Consider the following 22,144-nt stretch of genomic DNA (forward strand, 5'->3'; position numbering starts at 1 on the left):
TTTCTACATCTCGTAAATATTCTTGAAAAAATTAAAATTTTAAGTTATATAGGAGGTTGATTATGGGAAAATCATTAAAAAAATTTAGTGCTTATAAAATTTATTTTTTTAAAGTATTAATTATTTTGTGCTTATTTGCTTTATCATATAGAGTAATTTATCCAAGCAGAATATGGGGAAAATTGCTTTTTGCTTCTGTAAATTTAGTTAGTGAAGGATTATTTAATAACTATATTGATAGAATGGCTTGTTGTTATTTTACTTTAGCCACAGGTTTAATATGTTGTTTCTTATCTCAAATACTTTTTTCTGTATTAAAATTTGCATATTCAAAGTTAAAAGGATATAGGAGAAAATATTTATGATAGAAAATTTTTTTAGAATAATAATGAAGAAGGACACTAATGGTTGGCAGACCGTTAAATATCCTCCTCCAGTATCAAAAAAGTTTGGGTTTATAGCTTTAAAAATTGTATCGTTGATAATAATAATAATTTTAGAGAGCATTATTATTGTTAATATTTCTGAAATTAATATTTTCAAAAACAATATTACACAAATTTTAATAACAATTTTTTACTTTTATCTTATATATAAAACCATAGTCCATTATATGAGATTTCAAAAAAATAGACAAGAAGAAAGTAATTTATGGATAGAGAGAAGACTTATTTATCTTATTCATAGCCTAAAACTTTATGATGAAGAAATGATTGGGATAGGTTCGGATAAGGAAAAAAGAATTGTAAGGACTATTCAAATTATGTATAGAGAAGATGATAAAAGAGTTTATGTGCGAATTTTGAAATTGGGTAATCGTTTTAATAAAATTGCTCCAACTTTAGGTGAAAATATAGAAAGTACTTTAGGATTGGAATTAGATAGAACTAATTCAACTGTTGATTATTTTGATTATATATTATTAAAAGAAAAAGATAGAAGAATTGATTTAAGAGAGAGCATTAGTAATCAACATAATAATTCAGATGTTATTAATATTAGTGGAAATATATCTTATAGATTAAGTAAAACTCCACATAGCTTGATAGTTGGGGGAACTGGTAGCGGAAAATCATTTTTTATATTAGGAAAGATTGTTTCATATTTAAGTTTAACTCCACAAGCAGAATTGTATATAGTTGATCCTAAGAAGGCAGATTTAAGTCTTTTAAGATTTATAGGAGGTATGGAGGAAAAAGTAGTAACAGAACCAAATCAAATTGCAAAGATGTTAAGAGAAGTAGTAGAGATAATGGAAGATAGATATAAGACTTATTTTAATGATATTTCTGCATTTGGTAAAGATTATACTGATTTTGGATTATCACCTGTAATTCTAATATTCGATGAATTTTCAGCGTTTATCCATTCAGTAGATAAAAAATTAAGTAAAGAAGTATTAGATTATATATTTACAATAGTTATGAAAGGTAGACAAGCTGGGGTTCAAGTTGAAATTTTAATGCAAAGACCAAGTGCAGACGATTTACCAACTAACATTAGAGCACAGATGGGATTTAAAGCAGGATTAGGTGCTATGGATAAAATAGGATACAATATGATATTTGATACTAATGATGTAGATTTTAAAACAGTTACTGAAAAAGGTGGAGGTTATATTCAAATAGATGGAGTACATACTGCTCCAGTTTATTTTGAAACTCCATATATAGACAAAGAGTTTGACTTTATACAAGAGATAACAAAGTTAATTGAAAATAAAAAGCAACAATAATTGTCATTTTGGATAATATTGTAGACGAAAACGGAGTTTTTCGAATGGAATGGTCGGAAATATTATCCAAAAATGACAATTGAGCGTTAGCTCATATTATTAAAAATTAACTAGAAAAATAAATCTCAGCTGTGAGTAACACAGCTGAATCTCCCTCAAATAAAACTCTTGAAAGGATTGAAATATAATAGTTTTGAGAGAGTTTTAAATTCCGAGATTTCGGAACTTTAAAAAACTAAAATTTTAAAAAAAGGAAGGTAGTAAAAATGGAAAAATTAATTTTAAAAAGCACAACATTATTCAACTTAAATGATTCAGAAAATATTGATTTAGGAGATTTAAATTTTGATATTTCTCAATTTAAAGTTCCTAATGAAATGGTAGTTCCTAAAGAAGGGATTAACGTTAAAATAGAAAAAGAAAAAAACTTAAATGGCGAATTAGTTGAAACAGGGGAGTATACTTTAATATTTAAAATATATGATTTGAATTTTATTAGACTTGTTATTCAAAATGGTTCAACAGAAATAGGAAATCCTATAACTATAATTGTTGAGAAACAAAAGAATATTCCAAATTTAGAAAGATTTGAAGAAGGAGAATTTATACCAGTATCATTTAAAAACATTAAGGTTAAACCTAAAAAAGTTCAAAATAAAACTTTTATAGGAAAAGATGTAGGGTATAAAGATGTTTGGCAATATGCAGATATTAAGGTAGTAGCAGAAAGCTATATTATAGGTGAAGAAAATGGAGCAAAAGCAAAGTAATAAATGTTTAATTGATTATTTTCGTTGTTCAATACCAAATAGTAATTTAAGAAATGTATCTAATAATGTTTTGGGAATAGAATTTTCTAATTTTGTAGGGGGAACAGTAAAAGGTTCTCCCTATCCAACTTATGATAGTTGTCTTAGTTTTGCTAATATTAATCTTCATTCTAGTCAAAGTCATAATAATATTCTAATAGATATGGGAGGACAAGCATGTAGGCAATATGAAGAATATATGGATAGAGTTGAAGGTTGGCATTGGTACAAGTTAATTTCTTATATATTAGAAATTAAGGGGAATATATCAAGAATAGATTTAGCTTTAGATATATTTGATAATTCAAGCCCATCTGTTAGAACATTGCAAGATTATGTTAAGAGAGGTCAGTTAAGCACAAAAAGTCATAAATTTGTTGAAATAAATAGTGGAAGAATTTTAGATGGAAAATTAACAGGTTTTACTCTTTATATAGGTGCTTCTCCACAGATATTAAGAATTTATGATAAAAAGCAAGAAAGAAGAGATAATGTAGGTGAAGTTGTTAATGTTGAACAATGGGTTAGGTGGGAACTTGAATTGACAGGTAAAAAAGCAATGTTAGTAGCTTTTAAAATATCTAATGGTAATCCACTAAATTTAATAATAAAAGGTATTTTATCAGCACATTATTGCTTTAAAACAAAACCTAAAAATGCTAGTGATTTACACAATAAAAATAGATTATCTAATATGAGATGGTGGGATAAATTTGTTGGTGGGATTGAAGCTATTCCATTAAAAGTTCAACGTGAAAAAATGACACTGCAAAAGAAAAAAAGATGGGTTGAAGAAAATACTGCAAAATCAATAAGTATGATTTATGAAGTTTTTGAAAGTGTATATGGAAGTGAATTTGCGGGGATCTATTTAAAAGAATTAATTGAGAATGGAAAACAAAAAATAAATGTAGCAGATAGAACTTTAATAGACCAACGTATTTTAGAGTTAATAAATGAAGAAGAATATTGATATACAGAAGGGAGAGTAAAAAATGGGTGTTACTGTATGTAAAGATGATTTGATGAGAATGGGATATAAGAAATATCAAGCTATATCTTTAGTTAGACAAGCTAAAGCTATTATGGTTCAAAGAGGTTGTCCGTATTACAATAATAAACGTTTGGGAAGAGTGCCAAGAGAAGTTGTTGAAGAAATTTTAGGAGTTTCTTTTGAAATAGAAAAGAGTGGTATTAATGAATAAAAAAACACAACATACAACAAAGTATCCAGGTGTTTATGTAGATGATAAAGGAAGGTTTTTTTATCAATCAGAATTTGGAACTGATAAGATTACTGGTAAAAGAATAAGAAAAAAGGGAAGAAAAGATAGGAATGGTAAGCCTTTTTCTTCCGCTTTAGAAGCTAATAAAGAATTAACTCGTTTAAAAAGAGAGTATCATAAAGCCGAAAGCTATGCAAATTATAAAATGACATATGAGCAATTTATGAAGGAAGTATATATTCCATTTTATAAAACTGACGTTGAAGAAAGTACATTTAGTACAAGGGAAGCAATTTTTAATAAATTAATTAAAAGATTTGGAGATATTCAACTTAGAAATATTACAATAGAAGATATTCAAAATTATAGAACATTTATATTAACTGATAAAGAAAATGGTGGAGAAGGATTTTCACAGGGGTATTGTAGTATTTTATTTGGAACTTTAAGAAAAAGCTTAGACAAAGCAGTTGAAATGCAATACTTAGAAAAGAATGTTTCGAAAAAAGTTAAAGCTATATCTAAAGGGAAAACTATAGTTCCATATTGGACTAAAAAAGAGTTTGAAAAAGTTATAAATCAAATTTATATAAAAGATTTTTACGAGCATTTAAATTTTGTAATATTATGGGTTTATTATATGACTGGAATTAGAGTTAACGAAGGAACTGCTCTATATTGGAATGATGTAGATTTAGAAAAGAAATGTTTGAAAGTTCATCATATGCTTATAGTTAAAAATAGAAAAGAATGGAGAAGAAATTCTTATACTAAGACAGCAGATGGAAAGCGTATAATTGCATTAGATGATGATACGGTAAAGATTTTAAAAGGGTGGAGAGTTAGACAGAAGGAAATAGGGCTAGGAGGAGAAGAAGACTTTATATTTAGCTATGATGGGCATCCTATGATTAAATCTACTATATCTAGAATAATTAATCGATATTCTAAATTGGCGGGAGTAAAGAAGATACAAGCAAAGGGACTAAGGCACTCTCATGCTTCATACCTAATTAATGAATTTAATGTATCAGTTCTTGTTTTATCACAACGTATGGGACACTCTAGTCCAGAGATAACTCTTAAGCACTACTCGCATTTATGGAGTGGAATAGATACTGAAATAGCTAAAAAGATAAGTGGAAATATAAAAATTGATACTGCTAAGTCAACTAAGCTTAAATTTAATGGAAATCAATCAGTTAATAATAAGATTAGATTGATTTAGTTATTTAATGAAAAATGCCCGTAGGGTTTACCATTTACAGTGAGTAGGAGCATGATAACCTAGTTATGGTATGAGCCTTTTTCTAGGATAGGCGGTAAGGTCAAAGAATTATGCTCCTAGAGGCTCGCTGTCAATGGCATTTGGAATGGACTTTTAAAATTAATAATTAGATATAATTAACTTAAAAAAGTATATAGTTGAAAGTTAAAATATTATTAAAATAGAAATGAGGTATTGTTTTGGAAAAAAGTTTAGAAGAGCAGTTAGAAGAAGCTATTAAGTTAGCTTCTATTAAACACTATGGTCAAAAAGATAAAGCTAATAAGCCTTATCTTTTTCATTTATTGTATGTAATGAATAATGTTAGTGATTTAAATGCTAAAATAGTAGGTGTATTGCATGATATTTTAGAAGATACAGATATAACTAGAAATGATTTGTTAAATTATGGTTTTTCAGAAGATGTTGTCAATACAGTTGAAGTATTAACTAAGTCTAAAAATCAAAAATATATGGAGTATATAGAAAATATTAAATGTAATGATATTGCTAGAAAAGTTAAATTGATAGACTTAAAACATAATATGGATTTAACAAGATTATCTGAAATATCTGATAATGATTTAAAACGTACTATTAAGTATTTTGAAGCTTATAGAAGATTAAGCCAACGTTGATTATATAGTACTTTTTGAAAATATAGTATTATATAAGTATGTATAAATAGTAATATTTTATATTGAAAAGTTTTATAGCTTCTAAATTATATAAATAAAATTTTTTAATAATTAAAAATTTTATCATAATATATTTATTTATGTAAAAAAATGATATAATTTACATAAAAGACAATTTATAATTTAAAAATAGAAAATATTTTTGATTATGAAGTTATAAATTAGGAGAGTAAAATGGATTTAGGTAAGTTTAAAGAAATAATTAAGGCAATATTATTTAGATGTGATATTGAAGATGGGGACAATAAAATAAAGATAGTTTACAGGGATTTAGAATTTGAAGTTGAGTCCACAAGATTAGACGAAATATCAAATAATTTAAACAAGATGAATAAAAAAGATAGTATTGGAATATATTCAAATAATTATTGTGAAACACTAGTAAGAAATGCAAATAATAGGCGATTCATGATGAGTCAGAAGTTTATGGAAAAGTATGCCAATATTAATGATGAGCAAAACAAAATTAAGTATGAATTAAGTAAAGCCTCAGATGAATATATAATTATGCTATTGGAAAAATTAAGTGATTTAAACATGCTTAAAGAATTTAGGAGAAATTCTTTAATACTTGGTAGTATTATTATTGAAAGAGAAAAAGAAAAAGAAAAAGAAAGTAATGATTTTTTTGAATTTTTAAGGTTGTTGTTTCGTCAAATTGATACATTAAAAATTAAATCAGAAGAAAATAAAAGTTATAATGAATTTGAAAAATTAAGCAATTCTTATTTATTTAATTTAGCATTTAATTTAGAAATACCAGTTATAGAGGTTAAAGGTATAGATGAATTTATTAGTTCAGAGAGAATAACTTCAATTAGAAGAAGAAAAGAAGAACTTGATCCACCTAAAAGAAAGTATATACCAGATTTAGTTTATCATTATCAAATGGCAATATCTTCTGATAGTCCATTTTTACAATATATATCTTACTATCATATAATGGAACATTTTTTTGAAAAGATATATAATGAAGAATTAGTTAAATTAGTTCAATATGAAATATCAAATCCAAATTTTTCAATTAAAAGAGAAAGTGATATCAAAAAAGTTATAAAAGTTATAAATAAAAAATTACAAAGTCATAGAGAAGAATTTTCTGTTAATGAGAAAGAAGCATTAGAGTTAGTTTTATTAAGATATATAGATATAGAAAAGTTGAAGAGAAAGATTGATGAGTATGATAGCTCATTGTTAGAATATTATAAGAATGAAGAAGTTTTATTTTCTGGAGGAAGTAAAATAAATTTTGAATTAACTCAGCATAAAGATATTATAAAAAAAATTTCATTAAGAGTATATAAGACAAGAAATTCACTTGTTCATAGCAAAGAGACAGATATGTCAAAGTATGTTCCATTTAAGCATGATAAGAAATTAATTAGAGAAATTCCTTTAATGAGGTTTATTGCTGAAGAAATAATACTTATGACTTCAGAGTTATTATAGATTATAGTATTTGATTAATGAATTATTAATCAAAATATGTGAATTTTAGATAAAAAGAAATAATACCCACCGTAAAACCCACCAAAATTATATATTTTTTTGAAAATCTAGTATTTAAAAAGATTATAGAACTATGTATACTATTGAGTGGGAATAGTATATAATTAAGTTTAAGCCTTGAAATAACAAGGAAATAACTATGAAATATAAGTGAATATTAATTATTAAAAAGTCCTTATGATATTGTTTATTTAAATGAATATGTCATATGGACTTTTTTGTTTACTTAATATTTATTGGATAAATTTAATTATAAAGTTTTTCATATTTTTATTTTAAAAATATTTATTAAGTAATATTAGATTATATATAAGTTTAATTTTAGTATTAATTCATTTTATGAAATTATAAAAAAGATATTAAAAAATAAAATTAAAAGAGAAAAAAATATGAGGAAAAGTACAAAAATATCATTATATTTATCCAATTGGTATTACAAAAATTTCTATTATATACTAAAACTAATTTAAAAAATTGGTAGGAGGTTAATATATGGTAAAGCTGTACGAAAAGGGTGTTTATTTAATAAATGGTATTGAATTAGTTAAAGAAGAGGAAAAAAGTAGAATAAAAAAATTAATAGGAAAAGACATCTCAAAAGAAAAAGCTAAAAAAGGAACAATTTCATATTCAATTCTAAAAAAACATAATAGATCTAATAATATGAAAGAACTGAAAATTAAATTTGATTCATTAGCATCTCATGACATTACATATGTAGGAATTATACAAACAGCAAAAGCTTCTGGAATGGAAAAATTCCCTATACCATATGTATTAACTAATTGTCATAATTCTTTATGTGCAGTTGGAGGTACAATTAATGAAGATGATCATGTATTTGGATTATCAGCAGCTAAAAAATATGGAGGAATTTATGTTCCACCACATATTGCAGTTATCCACCAATATATGAGAGAAATGATGGCTAGTTGTGGAAAAATGATACTAGGGTCTGATAGTCATACGCGTTATGGAGCATTGGGAACTATGGCAATTGGTGAAGGGGGAGGAGAGCTTGCAAAACAACTTTTATGTGATACATATGATATCTCATACCCAAAGATTGTTGCTATTTATTTAGATGGTAAGCCAAACTTTGGAATTGGACCTCAAGATATTGCTTTAGCTATTATTGGAGCTGTATTTAAAAATGGGTATGCAAAAAATAAGATAATGGAATTTGTAGGTCCTGGAGTTTCATCTATGACAACAGATTTTCGTAATGGAATTGATGTTATGACAACAGAAACTGCTTGTTTATCATCAATATGGAGAACTGATGAGGATACAAAAGAATTTTTAGAAACTCATGGAAGAGGAGATGGGTTTAAAAAATTAAATCCTAAAGAAGTGGCTTATTATGATGGTGCTATATATGTTGATCTTAATAGAATAAAACCAATGATAGCATTACCATTTCATCCAAGTAATGTTTATGAAATTGATGAGTTAAATGAAAATTTAGAAGATATATTAAGAAAAGTTGAAATTGATGCAGATAGAATTTCAGGTGGAAAAGCTAAATTTACTTTAATGGATAAAATAATAGATGGAAAACTTAAGGTTCAACAAGGTATAATTGCAGGATGTGCAGGAGGTAATTATACAAATGTAATAGAAGCTTCTAATATTTTAAAAGGAAAAAATATTGGAAATGGTGAATTTTCTTTAGCAGTATATCCATCTTCACAACCAGTATTTATGGATTTAGTTAAAAAAGGTGCTATTTCTGATTTAATGTCAGCTGGAGCAATTATTCGTACTGCTTTTTGTGGTCCTTGTTTTGGTGCTGGAGATACTCCTTGCAATAATGGACTTAGTATTAGACATACTACAAGAAATTTTCCTAATCGTGAAGGGTCTAAACCTACTAAAGGACAAATGTCTGCTGTGGCACTTATGGATGCACGTTCTATTGCTGCAACATGTGCAAATGGAGGAAAACTTACTTCAGCAGAGGAATTTACAGGATTGGGCAATATACCAAAATATTATTTTGATAAAACAGCTTATAAAAATCGTGTATATTTTGGGTTTGATAAGGAAAATGAAGAAGAGAAACTTATATATGGACCTAATATTAAAGATTGGCCAAAGATGAGTGAGCTTTCAAATAATATTTTATTAAAAGTTTGCTCTAAAATAATGGATGATGTTACTACAACAGATGAATTAATTCCATCAGGAGAAACATCATCTTATCGTTCAAACCCATTAGGACTTGCAGAGTTTACTTTATCAAGAAGAGATCCTGAATATGTAAAGAAAGCAAAAGAAGTTAAGACTTTAGAGGAAAAAAGATTAAAAGGACTAGATTTAGAAGAAATAGATGATGTATTAAAAAAAATAAATAATATTTCTGGAAGTGAAAATGTAAAAGCTAAAGATATAGAAATAGGAAGTATGATATATGCAATAAAACCAGGGGATGGTTCTGCACGTGAACAGGCAGCAAGTTGTCAAAGAGTTTTAGGTGGACTTGCAAATATTTGTGTAGAATATGCAACAAAAAGATATCGTTCAAATGTTATAAATTGGGGGATGATTCCTTTTCAAATGAGTGGTAAGCCAAATTTTAACGTAGGAGACTATATTTATATTCCAAATATTTCAAAAATAATTGATAAGGATTTAAGCAATATAAAAGCTTATGCTATTGGAGATAAAGTAGAAGAAATAGAACTATATATTTCTGATATAACAGAAGAAGAAAGAAACATTATAAAGGCTGGTTCACTTATTAATTATAATAGAAATAAAAATGCTAAAAATTAATTTAATAATATAAAAGATATATGTATATAATCCCTTTGTAAATTAATATATATTTAAAATATTAAATAATAATACTACTGATTTTTTATTGTAACTTTATTATAATAAGGATAGGGAAGTTATTAATTAAAAAAAATATATTAAAAAGAAGGGATAGTATGAGATTAAAAAATAAGGTAGCATTAATTACAGCATCAACAAGAGGAATTGGTCTTGCTTGTGTAAAACGTTTTGCAGAAGAAGGAGCAACTGTCTATATGGCAGCAAGAAATCTTGAACGTGCAAATGCTAGAGCAAAAGAATTAAATGATAAAGGTTTTAATGTAAATGTTGTGTATAATGATGCATCTAAAAAAGAAACTTATATTTCTATGATAGATGAAGTTATAAAGAAAGAAGGAAGAATAGATATTTTAGTTAACAACTTTGGAACATCAAATCCTAAAAAGGATCTAGATATTAAGAATACAGATTATAAAGAGTATATTTCAACTATTGATATGAATCTTGCTAGTGTATTTATGACTTCTCAAGCAGTTATTCCACATATGGCTTCAAATGGTGGTGGAAGTATTATTAATATATCTTCAATTGGTGGATTGCGTCCAGACATTTCACAAATTGCTTATGGTACAAGTAAAGCAGCTATTAATTATTTAACAAAATTAATTGCTGTACAATCTGCTAGAGATAATATTCGTTGTAATGCAGTTTTACCAGGAATGACAGCAACAGATGCAGTTAATGATAATTTAACTGATGATTTTAAAGAGTTCTTCTTAAAACATACTCCAATTAGAAGAATGGGAAAACCAGAAGAAATTGCAGGAACAGTATTATATTTTGCAAGTGATGACTCAGCTTTCACTACAGGACAAATTGTTGATGTATCAGGTGGATTTGGTATGCCAACTCCTGTATATGGTGATATGATTGAAATGAAAAACAGAAGATAGATAAAAATATTATTTTATAAAAAAAGAGACTTTAAAAGTCTCTTTTTTTTTTAGAAATTGATAAAAAAATAAATATAATATTTAAATGTTTACATAAAATAAATTGATAACAAGCTACTTTTATAAGATTTGGATATGTAGTAAAATATAAAATGATATCACTTTCATTAAGCAAATCAAAGATTTTTTTAATGAAAATGTATTATTGGGTTATAAATATATTGTGTATGGCATAACATAAATTTATGTTAAAAAGTAATGCACAAAAAGAAGGAGGACATGATTATGACTAAAGGATTATCATTAGATTTATCTAAAGTATCTCCATATTTAAATATGGAAGAAATAAACCTTATGGAACATTTAGTAAAATCAGCACACAAAACATTACACGAAGGAACAGGAGCAGGAAATGACTTTTTAGGATGGCTTGATTTACCTGTAAATTATGACAAAGCAGAATTTGCAAGAATTCAAGAAGCTGCAAAAAGAATTCAAGAAACATCAGATGTTCTTATAGTAATAGGAATAGGTGGATCATATTTAGGAGCTAGAGCAGCAATAGAAATGCTTACAAATAACTTCTATAATGTATTATCAAAAGAAGATAGAAAAACTCCACAAATATTCTATGTTGGTAACAATATAAGTGCAACATATATGAATCAATTATTACAAGCTATAAAAGGAAAAGATATTTCAGTTAATGTAATATCAAAATCAGGAACTACAACTGAACCTGCAATAGCATTTAGAATATTTAAAGATCTTCTTGAAAAGAAATATGGAAAAGAAGAAGCTAAAAAGAGAATATATGCAACAACAGATGCTTCAAAGGGAGCACTTAAAACACTAGCTGATGCAGAAGGTTATGAAACTTATGTAATACCTGATGATGTTGGTGGAAGATACTCAGTTTTAACTGCAGTAGGATTACTTCCAATAGCAGCAGCTGGAATTAATATAGAAGAAATGATGAAGGGTGCACAAGATGCAAGAGAAGCTTATAAGACACCTTCACTTAAAGAAAATGATTGCTATAAATATGCAGCAGTAAGAAATGCTTTATACAATAAAGGAAAGAGCATTGAAATATTGGTAAACTATGAACCATCACTTCATTACTTCAATGAATGGTGGAAACAATTATTTGGAGAATCAGAAGGAAAAGATAACAAGGGAATATTCCCAGCAGCTGTTGATTTCTCAACTGACCTTCACTCAATGGGACAATACATTCAAGAAGGAAGAAGAGATTTATTTGAAACAGTTCTTCATGTAGAAAAAGCTCAAGAATCAGTAATTATTGAAGCTACAGAAGATAATATAGATGGATTAAACTTCTTAGCAGGAAAAGATATGAACTTTGTAAATCAAAAAGCTTTTGAAGGAACATTACTTGCACATAATGATGGTGGAGTTCCAAACATGGTAGTTAATATACCAGAATTAACTCCATATTACTTTGGACAATTAGTTTACTTCTTTGAAAAAGCATGTGGAATTAGTGCATATCTTTTAGGAATAAATCCATTTAACCAACCAGGAGTTGAAGCATACAAGAAAAACATGTTTGCTTTACTTGGAAAACCAGGTTATGAAGATATGAAAGCTGAATTAGAAGCTAAATTAAAATAATATGAAAATTATAATTGATGGGGATGCTTGTCCAAGCATCCCTAAAATTAAATCTTTAGCAAAAAAATATAGCATAGAAGTAGATATATTTGTTGATATAAATCATTATATACAAAGTGATTATTCAAAAGTTATAGTTGTAGATAGTGGGTTTCAAAGTGTTGATATGTATGTTGTTAATAACTGTAAAGAAAAAGATATTGTAATAACTCAAGATTATGGAGTAGCAGCAATTTGCTTACCAAAAGGTGCTAGTGTCATAAGCCCTAATGGAAAAATTTATACAGAAAAAAATATTGATTTATTATTAGAGCAAAGACATATTTCACAAAAAATAAGAAAAGCTGGTGGAAGATTTAAGGGACCTAAAAAAAGAACTTCAGAGGATGAAGAAAGACTAATAAATAATTTAAAATTTATAATAGAAACTAATATTAAAAATTAAAGCTGATACAATATTTAAAAGGTATTGTGTCAGCTTTGTTTTTTATAAAAAAGTTAATTGTGGATTAATAAGAATGTTGTATAATAAAATAAGAGAATTATGGAATTTTATTTACAAAAAATGGGATTATAGTATAATGAATAGTAGGAGTGGCAAAATATGGGGTGAAAATATATGGGTACAATAAATATTTTATTTGACAAAAAAAGTCCTCAAAAACCTAAAGAAAATATAGAAATAGAAATTGATTTTGAGGAAAATATAGATTTTAAAGTATTAGTTGGAAATAATGGCATTTGGAGCACTATAAAAGAGTTCAATAATCAAAAGTCATGTGTATGGACTCCAAAGGAGGAAGGGCACTATATGGTAATGGTACAAGGAAAAAAGAGAGGATCAAAGAAACCATTTGAATATTTGGCAAAAGAAGAATATATAATAGGAAAGAGTACAGAGGAAAAAGATTTGATTAAGGATATTTTATTAGAAAAAGAAGAATATTTTATTGGAGAAAAAATTAATATAGAGGTTGCAACTGAAGAGGAAAATTTATTATATAGGTTTTGGAGAATGGGTGAGTATGGTTTTGAGCCAATAAGAGACTATTCACCTGATAATAAGTTATCCTATGCAGCCATAGAAGAGGGGGAAGAAGAACTTCTAGTTGAATGTAAAAGAACTGATTCTAAGGAAATATTTGATGAACATAAAACTATTAAATTTATAATTAAAGAAAAGAATAAGGCAGAAATTACTGATTTCAAATGCTTAACAGATGAATTATTATTGAATGAGGAACTTGTATTTAAGGTTAAAGCATCTTGTGATGAATCACGTCCTTTATTATTTAAGTTTGTTAAAGTAGATCAGTATGGTAGGTCAGTATGTATACAAGATTTTTCATCAAGAAGAATAGTTAGTTTTCAAGAAAGTGAAGAGGGTGAATATAGACTTCTTTGTTTAATGAAAGACTTATTTTCAAATAAGGAATATGATGATAGAGCTGTAATGGTATATGAAGTAAGACCTTATAATGCAGTAAGAATTGTTACTTTTAATTCCGATGTTAAAAGTCCTCAAGTTTCAGGAACAGATATAACATTTAAAGCTAATGCATGTGGTGGTAGGGAATTAGTTTACAGGTATATTGTAGATGGCCCAATTGCAGAAGATTCATGTTATACAAGAAGTAAGGAATTTTACTGGGATCCTAGAGAAGAAGGTTCATATAAAGTGACTTTATATGTAAAGGATGCCTCTTATGAAGGTGATTATGAAGATAAGAAAACAATATTTTTTGATATAGATAAAAAGGCAGATAAGCCAATTAGAATTTTAGATGTTATATCTAATCATAGAAGACAAACTTTAATTAATAAGCCAGTAAACATTAGAGTTATTGCAGAAGGTGGAAGTATTCTTTTATATTCTTTTATTATATATAGAGATGGCGAAGAAGTTGACAGAATAGAATATAGCAGAACTAATTGGATGAACTATATTCCAAAGAAAAAAGGAAAATATGAAATAGAAATTAGAGTAAAAGATAAATATTCTTTAGAGGAATATGATGTGCAATCAAATTTATTTTTAAGAGTAAAAGATTATTTGCCAGCAACTATAGATTATATACTACTTCCATGTAGAGATGTTTTTTTAGTTGATGATGTAATAGATGTAGAGGCAATAGTACAAAATACAAAGAATATATTGGTTAATTTTGTAACAAAAATAAATGGACATGAAGTTGAAGAAACAGGCTTTGTTGAAAATAAAAAAATTCAATTTAAACCAAAATGTTCAGGAAAGTATACTTTTGAAGTTTATGCTAAAAATATTAAATGTGAAAATGAATTTGATACTAAAAAAGAAATTAATATTTATGTTCATGAAGCAATTCCTGTTACAGGAACTAAAATAACATTTGATAAAAACGATATTAAAATAAACAAGGAAGTAAATTTTTGGGCAGAAAGTATTGGTGGGAAAGATGTTTGCTATGAATTTTATTTAATGGAAAAAGGCAATTGGGTAAAGGCACAAAGTTATAGTAAAAAGAGATACTATACTTTTATACCTTTTTCAAAAGGAACTTATAAAATTATGGTACTTGCAAAAAGTTTTTATAAGAGAGTAAATTATGAGGACTATTGTGAAATAGAATTTACTATTTAAATATATAAACTCCTAAACTTTAGGAGTTTTATTTTTTTGTTTTTATGTAATGGTATGAATAGTGTATAGAATACTTAAATTGCTTTTTAGTTAAATTAATAATACAATAAGGTGAACTTAAGTTATAATTTTAATATTAATATAAAAATAAAAGTATAAGAGGTGTTTATAATTTTGGAAAGACTTGATAAAATAATTTCTAATTTAGGATATGGAAGTAGAAAAGAAATAAAGGCAATTGCAAGAAAGGGACTTATTGAAGTTGATGGAGTAGTAGAAAAAAATAGTGCAACTTTAGTTGATCCTGAAAAGTCAGTAATAAAATTAAATGGTGAAGAAATTTTTTATAGAAAATACATATATCTTATGATGAATAAGCCTGAAGGAGTTATTTCTGCAACTTATGATTCAAGAGAAGAAACAGTTATAGATCTTTTAGAAATAGATCATCAAGCATTTGAACCTTTCCCAGTTGGAAGATTAGATAAAGATACTGTTGGTTTATTATTATTAACTAATGATGGAGAATTAAATCATAGATTAATATCACCAAAATGGAAAGTAGATAAAATTTATTATGCGAAAATTGATAAAAAAGTTACTGAAGATGATATTAAAGCTTTTAAAAAAGGTATTACATTAGATGATGGATATACATGTAAGGAAGCAAAATTAGAAATAATAAATGCTTCAGAAGATGGCTCAGAAATTAATGTAACAATACAAGAAGGAAAGTTCCATCAAGTAAAAAGAATGTTTGAAGCTGTAGGTAAGAAGGTGGTTTATCTTCAAAGAATAGAATTTGGAGGATTACCTTTAGATGAGAATTTAGAAGAAGGCGAATATAGAGAATTAACAGAAGATGAAATACTACATTTAAAAAGCTTTTAACGAATAAAGAATAATTTTGCAAGAAAATCATTCAATTATAAGTATAAAATAAGGGAAAATTACAAATTTACTTGCATTTTATAATGCATTAACATATAATACTAGTTGCAAGGATAAATAAAAGGAATAAATAGCCCCCTTTTTATTTATTGCTTATTGCTAAAGCGCAACCTGGCCCCAAGGGTTGCGTTTTTGTTTTTAAATAAAATAGTAATGTAAATAATTACATTGGTGTTTTTGTAGATTAAATATAGTAATAATATAAGAAGTAAAAATGAATTAAAAAAATCAATATACTTTAAAAATGAATTATTTAATTCATAAAATATATAAAATGAATTAAAATGTAAACTATGTCTTTTTAAAGATAGGTTTACAATAATATTTAATAAATGTATAATTAAATAAATCAAATTAAATAAAAAGTGATGCGGTGAAGAAGAAGAGTATATGAAAGTTCACTTTAAAGAGAGCAAAGATATGGTGGAAACTTTGTAAGTAATTTCATAGAAAGAAGCTTTGGAGCATAATATCGAAAATATAAAAATATAGGAGTAGATATTTGGGTTCTCCCCTTATAGAGAATAAAGTGAGTTTAGAGAAAATTTCTCTAACTAATTTAGGTGGTACCGCGTAAAGTTATAGTCTTTTCGTCCTAATATTTTAGGAAGGATAAGGCTTTTTTTTATTATAAGAATGTTACTTTTAGAAAGGCGATGAAAACATGAGTAGAGAAAAACTAGCAAATTTAATATTTAAAGAAGAACTTAAAACTCCACAATATTATTTAGAAAAATATCCAGAAAGAAATTTAAAAGAGGGAGCTAGAGTTGTAAGATATGCACCAAGCCCAACAGGTTTCCAACATATTGGAGGCGTTTATGCAGCTCTTATAAATGAAAGACTTGCTCATCAAAGTGAAGGAATCTTTTATTTAAGAATAGAAGATACTGACCAAAAGAGAGAAGTTGAAGGTGCAATTGAAGATACAATAGCTACTATGCATAATTTTGGAATGAACTTTGATGAAGGTATGACAGGAGAAGAAACTTCAAAGGGAGAATATGGACCATATAGACAAAGTAAGAGAAAAGAAATATATCATACATTTGCTAAAGATTTAGTAGAAAAAGGATTAGCTTATCCATGTTTCTGTACTACAGAAGAATTAAATGAAATAAGAGAAAAGCAAATGGCAGAAAAAATTACTCCAGGATATTATGGAAAGTATGCTATTTATAGAGATCTTCCAGTAGAAGAAGCAATAAAGAAAATTGAAAATGGTGAAGAATATATTTTAAGATTAAAATCACCAGGAAAAGAAGAAAATAGAGTAGAATGTCATGATTTAATAAAGGGAGATGTTTCATTCCCAGAAAATGTTCAAGATATAGTTATAATTAAATCAGATGGACTTCCAACTTATCATTTTGCACATGCTATAGATGATGCTTTAATGCATACTACAGATGTAATAAGAGGAGAAGAGTGGTTATCATCACTTCCAATACATCTTCAATTATTTGATGTTTTAGGATTTAAGAGACCAAATTATGCTCACGTTCCAACAATAATGAAATCAGAAAATGGTTCAAAGAGAAAACTTTCAAAGAGAAAAGATCCAGAAAGTGCAGTAAGTTATTATAGAGAAGAAGGATATCCAGCTGTTTCAGTTATTGAATATCTTTTAAATATTATAAATTCAAGCTTTGAAGACTGGAGAGCAGAAAATCCAGATGCTGATTATCATGAATTTCCTGTAGCTTTAGATAAGATGAGCAAATCAGGTGCATTATTTGATATAGTAAAACTTCATGATGTAAGTAAAAATGTTATTTGTAAAATGAAAGCTAGTGAAGTTTATGATTATTATGTTTCTTGGGCAAAGGATTTTGACAAAGAAATGTTTGAACTTGTAACTAATAATGAAGCTATGATGAAGGAAGTATTTAATATAGATAAAGAAGGTCCAAAGCCTAGAAAAGATTTTGGAAAGTGGAATGAAGTTAAAGAAAAGATTTTCTACTTCTTTGATGAATTATTTGATAAAGAAACAGCAGAAGATGTTGAACTTCCAAAAACTTTAGAATTAGAGGAAGCAAAGAACATAATAAAAAATTATGCTAAAATATATAACTTTAACACAGATCAAGAAACTTGGTTTGAAGAACTTAAAGCATTAGCAGTAGAACTTGGATATGCAACAAATAGAAAAGAATATAAGAAAAATCCAGAACAATTTAAAGGAATGGTTTCAGATGTAGCAGGTGCAGTAAGAGCATCACTTAGCCATAGAACAAATACTCCAGACCTTTATACAATAATGCAAATTATGGGTGAAGATAAAGTTCGCGAAAGATTTAATAAATTTATTAACCTATAATATATTTAAATTTAATTATAAAAAGGTTAGTATACTTGTTTTTGTATACTAACCCTTTTTTTATGTATTAAAAACATAAAAATAATATACCATAAGCTTAAAAAAGCAACTCTAAAAATTTAGAGTTGCTTTTTTATAATAATATTTTATTTTAATTTAAATGAACTTTTTAATGGAACTATTCTGTTAAATACTAACTTTTCATCAGTAGTATCTTTAGTATCTACTGAGAAGAAACCATTTCTAATCATTTGGAATTTATCTAAAGGCTTTGCATCTTTAATTGCAACAGGCTCAATAAATCCTTGTAATATTTCCATAGAATTTGGATTTATTTGTTCTAAGAAATGCTTTCCTTCATTTTCCTCTAAATCATCTAATATTAAAGGCTCATATAATCTAAATTCAGCTGGTACTGCAGAAGCTGCATTAACCCAGTGAATTGTTCCTTTAACTTTTCTTCCTTTAAAACCTGAACCACTTTTAGTTTCAGGATCATAAGTACAGTGAAGTTCAACTACATTTCCATTAGCATCTTTTATAACATCATTGCACTTTATAAAGTATGCTCCCATAAGTCTAACTTCGTTTCCAGGGAATAATCTAAAGTATTTCTTTACTGGAACTTCCATAAAGTCATCACTTTCAACATATATTTCTCTAGAAAACGGAATTTCTCTAGTTCCTAGTTCTGGATTTTTAGGATTATTATCTACAGGTAACATTTCAGTTTGTCCTTCTGGATAGTTAGTTATAATAACCTTAAGTGGTTTTGTTACTGCCATTGCAGTAGGTGCTTTAGTTTGAAGATCTTCTCTTAAGAAATAATCAAGCATTTGAGAATCAACTATTGAATTATTTTTAGCAACTCCAATTGCATTACAGAAATTTCTTATAGATTCTGGAGTATATCCTCTTCTTCTAAGGCCTGATATAGTTGGCATTCTTGGATCATCCCATCCATCAACTACTTTTTCATCAACTAATTGTTTAAGTTTTCTTTTACTCATAACAGTATTAGTCATGTTAAGTCTTGCAAATTCTATTTGTCTTGGAACATGTTCCATTTCACACTCTCTAACTATCCAATCATATAAAGGTCTATGATCTGCAAATTCTAATGTACAAATTGAATGAGTTATTCCTTCAATAGCATCTTCTAGTGGATGAGCAAAATCATACATAGGATATATACACCATTTATCACCTGTATTATGATGTGATATATGAGCAATTCTATATATTATAGGATCTCTCATATTCATATTAGGAGAAGCCATATCTATTTTAGCTCTTAAAACTTTCTCACCATCTTTAAATTCACCTTTTCTCATTCTTTCAAATAAATCAAGGTTTTCTTCTACAGTTCTGTTTCTGTAAGGACTATTTTTTCCAGGTTCAGTTAAAGTTCCTCTGTATTCCTTAGCTTCTTCTGGAGTTAAATCACAAACATATGCTAATCCTTTATTTATTAAAAGTACAGCTCTTTTGTACATTTCATCAAAATAGTTTGATGCAAAATGAAGTTCACTCCAATTACAACCTAGCCATTTAACATCTTCTTCTATTGACTGTACATATTCAGTATCTTCTTTAACTGGATTTGTATCATCAAATCTTAAATTTGTTCTTCCTTTAAATTCTTCACCAAGTCCAAAGTTTAAAAGAATTGATTTGGCATGACCTATATGTAGATAACCATTAGGTTCAGGTGGAAATCTAGTAATTATACTATCATGCTTACCGCTTTCTAAATCTTCAATAATAATATTTCTTATGAAGTTAGAAGAATTTATATCGTTTGACATAAATATTACCCCTCCTGTTAAGTATATTTTAAATAGGGCTATTAAAAACAACCTCTAATCTATGTCTATATATTATACATTTACCTTTAATTTTAATCTAATATAGAAAAAAAATAAAGCATAACTTTATTTATCCAAGTTAAAATAGATAATATTTTAAAATTAGTATAAAATTTAATTATATTATGGTTTTAAGGGAGGAATTATGAAAGGCTTAAAAAAGATAGCAATAGCACTTAGTATTACTTTTATAATTATTAATTTAATGTCATGTTCTTCTAAAAAGGAAACAGATTTAAAGGTAGATAATAAGGAGAATATTTCTAATAATATTTCTAAGGAACAAAAAGATAATAAAAAAGAAAAGATAGTTACATTAGAACAAATAGAAGAAAAGTATAAAGGAAAACCCCCTAAGGAATTTAGTGAAAAAACTACTGGAGTATTAAATCATATAAAAACAAAGGACAAAGTAGTATTTTTAACCTTTGATGCCTGTGGAGGTAAATATGGAAGTGATTATGATAAGGAGCTTATAGATTATTTAAAGAAAGAAAAAATAGAAGCTACTTTATTTATTAATAGTAGATGGATTGATAGTAATAAAAAATTATTTAGTGAATTAGCTAGTAATAAATTATTTTCAATTCAAAATCATGGAACATTGCATAGACCTTTAAGTATAAATGGAAGGGAAGTTTATAATATAAAAGGAACTAATTCTATTAAAGAGGTTTATAATGAAATTATGGGAAATGATAAGAAAATAACAGAACTTACAGGAAAGAAACCAAAGTTTTTTAGGTCAGGAACTGCTTATTATGATGATATATCTGTAAAGATAGCGAAGGAGTTAGGTTATGAAATAGGAGGCTTTGATGTATTAGGAGATGCGGGTGCTACCTTTTCAAAAAAAGAAATTATAAATCAAGGTAAAAAAGCTAAAAGAGGTTCTATATTAATTTATCATATGAATAAACCTAAAGGGCAAACCTTTGAGGGAGTAAAAGTAGTTATAAGTAATTTAAAAAAGGAAGGATACTCCTTTAGAAAATTAGAAGATTATATTTAGAAAATAATTATATTAAAAGACTATTACTTTAAAAGAGAAAAGGGCAAAATTATAAAATTTTTAGGAAAATATATTTTCACTAAGATTTATAATTTTGCCTTTTATAATTATAATGTATATTTACTATAAGTTTGTTGCCTTTTTAAAACGTTCACTAATTACATCCCAATTTATAAGTTCGAAGAAGCAATCTAAATAATCAGCACGTTTATTTTGATATTTCAAATAATATGCATGTTCCCAAACATCAACTGTTAGAAGAGGAATTTGATTATTTGATAGTGGATTATTTTGATTAGCTGTGGATATAATTTCAAGTTTATTATTTTTATTTAAAATTAACCAACCCCAGCCTGATCCAAATTGACCAAGTGCAGCTTCTTTTAGTTTAGATTTAAAGTTTTCATATGATCCAAAAGTATTATAAATAGCTTCTTTTAAAGCTCCTTCTGGTTCTCCACCTTTATTTGGAGCAATTCCATCAAAGTAAAACTCATGATTATAAACACCACCAGCATTATTTATAATGGCTTGCTTTATATCTTCTGGGATAAGTTCAACATTTTTAAGTATGTCATCTAAAGACATATTAAAAAGTTCAGGGTGTTTAGATAGAGCTTTGTTTAAGTTATCAACATAAGTTTGTTGATGTTTATCGTGGTGAATAGTTACAGTCTTTTCATCAATAAATGGTTCTAAAGAATCGTAAGCATAAGGTAAGGGTTTCAAAGTAAAAATTTTTCCTTCCATGAAT

Annotated in this window: 18 protein-coding genes and 1 other annotated feature; of the genes, 16 read left to right on the top strand and 2 right to left on the bottom strand. The window is 27.0% G+C overall.

What is annotated here, in order from left to right; translation table 11 throughout:
* Positions 1 to 62 precede the first annotated feature (62 nt).
* The 15 genes from J2Z53_RS11440 (at position 63) to gltX (ending at position 18,510) form a co-directional block, all read left to right on the top strand.
* Positions 63 to 365 (top strand): hypothetical protein, encoded by a 303-nt coding sequence (locus tag J2Z53_RS11440; RefSeq protein WP_198605891.1) that lies wholly within the window; start codon positions 63 to 65, stop codon positions 363 to 365.
* Positions 362 to 1,735: an FtsK/SpoIIIE domain-containing protein gene (locus tag J2Z53_RS11445; protein WP_234925854.1), complete on the top strand. Its 1,374-nt coding sequence runs from the start codon at positions 362 to 364 to the stop codon at positions 1,733 to 1,735. Before J2Z53_RS11440 ends, J2Z53_RS11445 begins: the two co-directional genes overlap by 4 nt.
* A 266-nt stretch (positions 1,736 to 2,001) precedes the next feature.
* Complete coding sequence (locus tag J2Z53_RS11450; protein WP_075810332.1) at positions 2,002 to 2,505, top strand: peptidase; 504 nt, start codon at positions 2,002 to 2,004, stop codon at positions 2,503 to 2,505.
* Complete coding sequence (locus J2Z53_RS11455; protein WP_209797656.1) at positions 2,486 to 3,517, top strand: replication initiation factor domain-containing protein; 1,032 nt, start codon at positions 2,486 to 2,488, stop codon at positions 3,515 to 3,517. Before J2Z53_RS11450 ends, J2Z53_RS11455 begins: the two co-directional genes overlap by 20 nt.
* A gap of 22 nt (positions 3,518 to 3,539) precedes the next feature.
* Positions 3,540 to 3,749 carry a DUF3173 domain-containing protein gene (locus J2Z53_RS11460; protein ID WP_011722909.1) on the top strand — a complete coding sequence of 70 codons (210 nt, stop codon included), beginning with the start codon at positions 3,540 to 3,542 and terminating at the stop codon, positions 3,747 to 3,749.
* Positions 3,742 to 4,998: a tyrosine-type recombinase/integrase gene (locus J2Z53_RS11465; RefSeq protein WP_209797628.1), complete on the top strand. Its 1,257-nt coding sequence runs from the start codon at positions 3,742 to 3,744 to the stop codon at positions 4,996 to 4,998. The genes J2Z53_RS11460 and J2Z53_RS11465 overlap by 8 nt, the downstream gene beginning before the upstream one ends.
* Positions 4,999 to 5,237: 239 nt before the next feature.
* Entirely contained in the window at positions 5,238 to 5,675 is a 438-nt protein-coding gene (locus J2Z53_RS11470) for a GTP pyrophosphokinase (protein ID WP_209797629.1), read from the top strand.
* Between the two features lie 234 nt (positions 5,676 to 5,909).
* Positions 5,910 to 7,184, top strand: a complete 1,275-nt coding sequence (locus J2Z53_RS11475) for a hypothetical protein (RefSeq protein WP_209797630.1) — start codon at positions 5,910 to 5,912, stop codon at positions 7,182 to 7,184.
* A gap of 552 nt (positions 7,185 to 7,736) precedes the next feature.
* Positions 7,737 to 10,022 (top strand): hydratase, encoded by a 2,286-nt coding sequence (locus J2Z53_RS11480; RefSeq protein ID WP_209797631.1) that lies wholly within the window; start codon positions 7,737 to 7,739, stop codon positions 10,020 to 10,022.
* Between the two features lie 158 nt (positions 10,023 to 10,180).
* The gene (gene hdhA, locus J2Z53_RS11485) at positions 10,181 to 10,978 is read left to right on the top strand and encodes a 7alpha-hydroxysteroid dehydrogenase (RefSeq protein WP_209797632.1); all 798 of its coding nucleotides are present in this window, start codon (positions 10,181 to 10,183) and stop codon (positions 10,976 to 10,978) included.
* Positions 10,979 to 11,263: 285 nt separating this feature from the next.
* Positions 11,264 to 12,616: a glucose-6-phosphate isomerase gene (locus J2Z53_RS11490; RefSeq protein ID WP_209797633.1), complete on the top strand. Its 1,353-nt coding sequence runs from the start codon at positions 11,264 to 11,266 to the stop codon at positions 12,614 to 12,616.
* Position 12,617: 1 nt separating this feature from the next.
* Positions 12,618 to 13,061: a YaiI/YqxD family protein gene (locus J2Z53_RS11495; protein WP_209797634.1), complete on the top strand. Its 444-nt coding sequence runs from the start codon at positions 12,618 to 12,620 to the stop codon at positions 13,059 to 13,061.
* Between the two features lie 174 nt (positions 13,062 to 13,235).
* Entirely contained in the window at positions 13,236 to 15,236 is a 2,001-nt protein-coding gene (locus tag J2Z53_RS11500) for a triple tyrosine motif-containing protein (protein ID WP_209797635.1), read from the top strand.
* Positions 15,237 to 15,410: 174 nt separating this feature from the next.
* A complete protein-coding gene (locus J2Z53_RS11505; protein WP_209797636.1) occupies positions 15,411 to 16,127 on the top strand; it encodes a pseudouridine synthase in 717 nt (238 codons plus the stop codon).
* A gap of 424 nt (positions 16,128 to 16,551) precedes the next feature.
* Positions 16,552 to 16,788: a binding site (T-box leader), on the top strand.
* Positions 16,789 to 16,851: 63 nt separating this feature from the next.
* Positions 16,852 to 18,510 carry a glutamate--tRNA ligase gene (gltX, locus tag J2Z53_RS11510; protein WP_209797637.1) on the top strand — a complete coding sequence of 553 codons (1,659 nt, stop codon included), beginning with the start codon at positions 16,852 to 16,854 and terminating at the stop codon, positions 18,508 to 18,510.
* A gap of 146 nt (positions 18,511 to 18,656) precedes the next feature.
* Here the strand turns inward: gltX and J2Z53_RS11515 are convergent, their stop codons facing one another.
* Positions 18,657 to 20,318 carry a glutamine--tRNA ligase/YqeY domain fusion protein gene (locus J2Z53_RS11515; RefSeq protein WP_209797638.1) on the bottom strand — a complete coding sequence of 554 codons (1,662 nt, stop codon included), beginning with the start codon at positions 20,316 to 20,318 and terminating at the stop codon, positions 18,657 to 18,659.
* Positions 20,319 to 20,523: 205 nt separating this feature from the next.
* Here J2Z53_RS11515 and J2Z53_RS11520 point away from each other — a divergent pair, with 205 nt between their 5' ends.
* Positions 20,524 to 21,390: a polysaccharide deacetylase family protein gene (locus J2Z53_RS11520; RefSeq protein ID WP_209797639.1), complete on the top strand. Its 867-nt coding sequence runs from the start codon at positions 20,524 to 20,526 to the stop codon at positions 21,388 to 21,390.
* 123 nt (positions 21,391 to 21,513) lie between these two features.
* On the opposite strand, the gene J2Z53_RS11525 is transcribed toward J2Z53_RS11520, so the two are convergent.
* On the bottom strand, positions 21,514 to 22,140 hold the full coding sequence (locus J2Z53_RS11525; protein WP_209797640.1) for a superoxide dismutase: 627 nt from the start codon (positions 22,138 to 22,140) through the stop codon (positions 21,514 to 21,516).
* Between the last annotated feature and the right edge of the window lie 4 nt (positions 22,141 to 22,144).

The sequence above is a fragment of the Clostridium moniliforme genome (assembly GCF_017873235.1).
Classification (GTDB): Bacteria; Bacillota; Clostridia; order Clostridiales; family Clostridiaceae; genus Clostridium; species Clostridium moniliforme.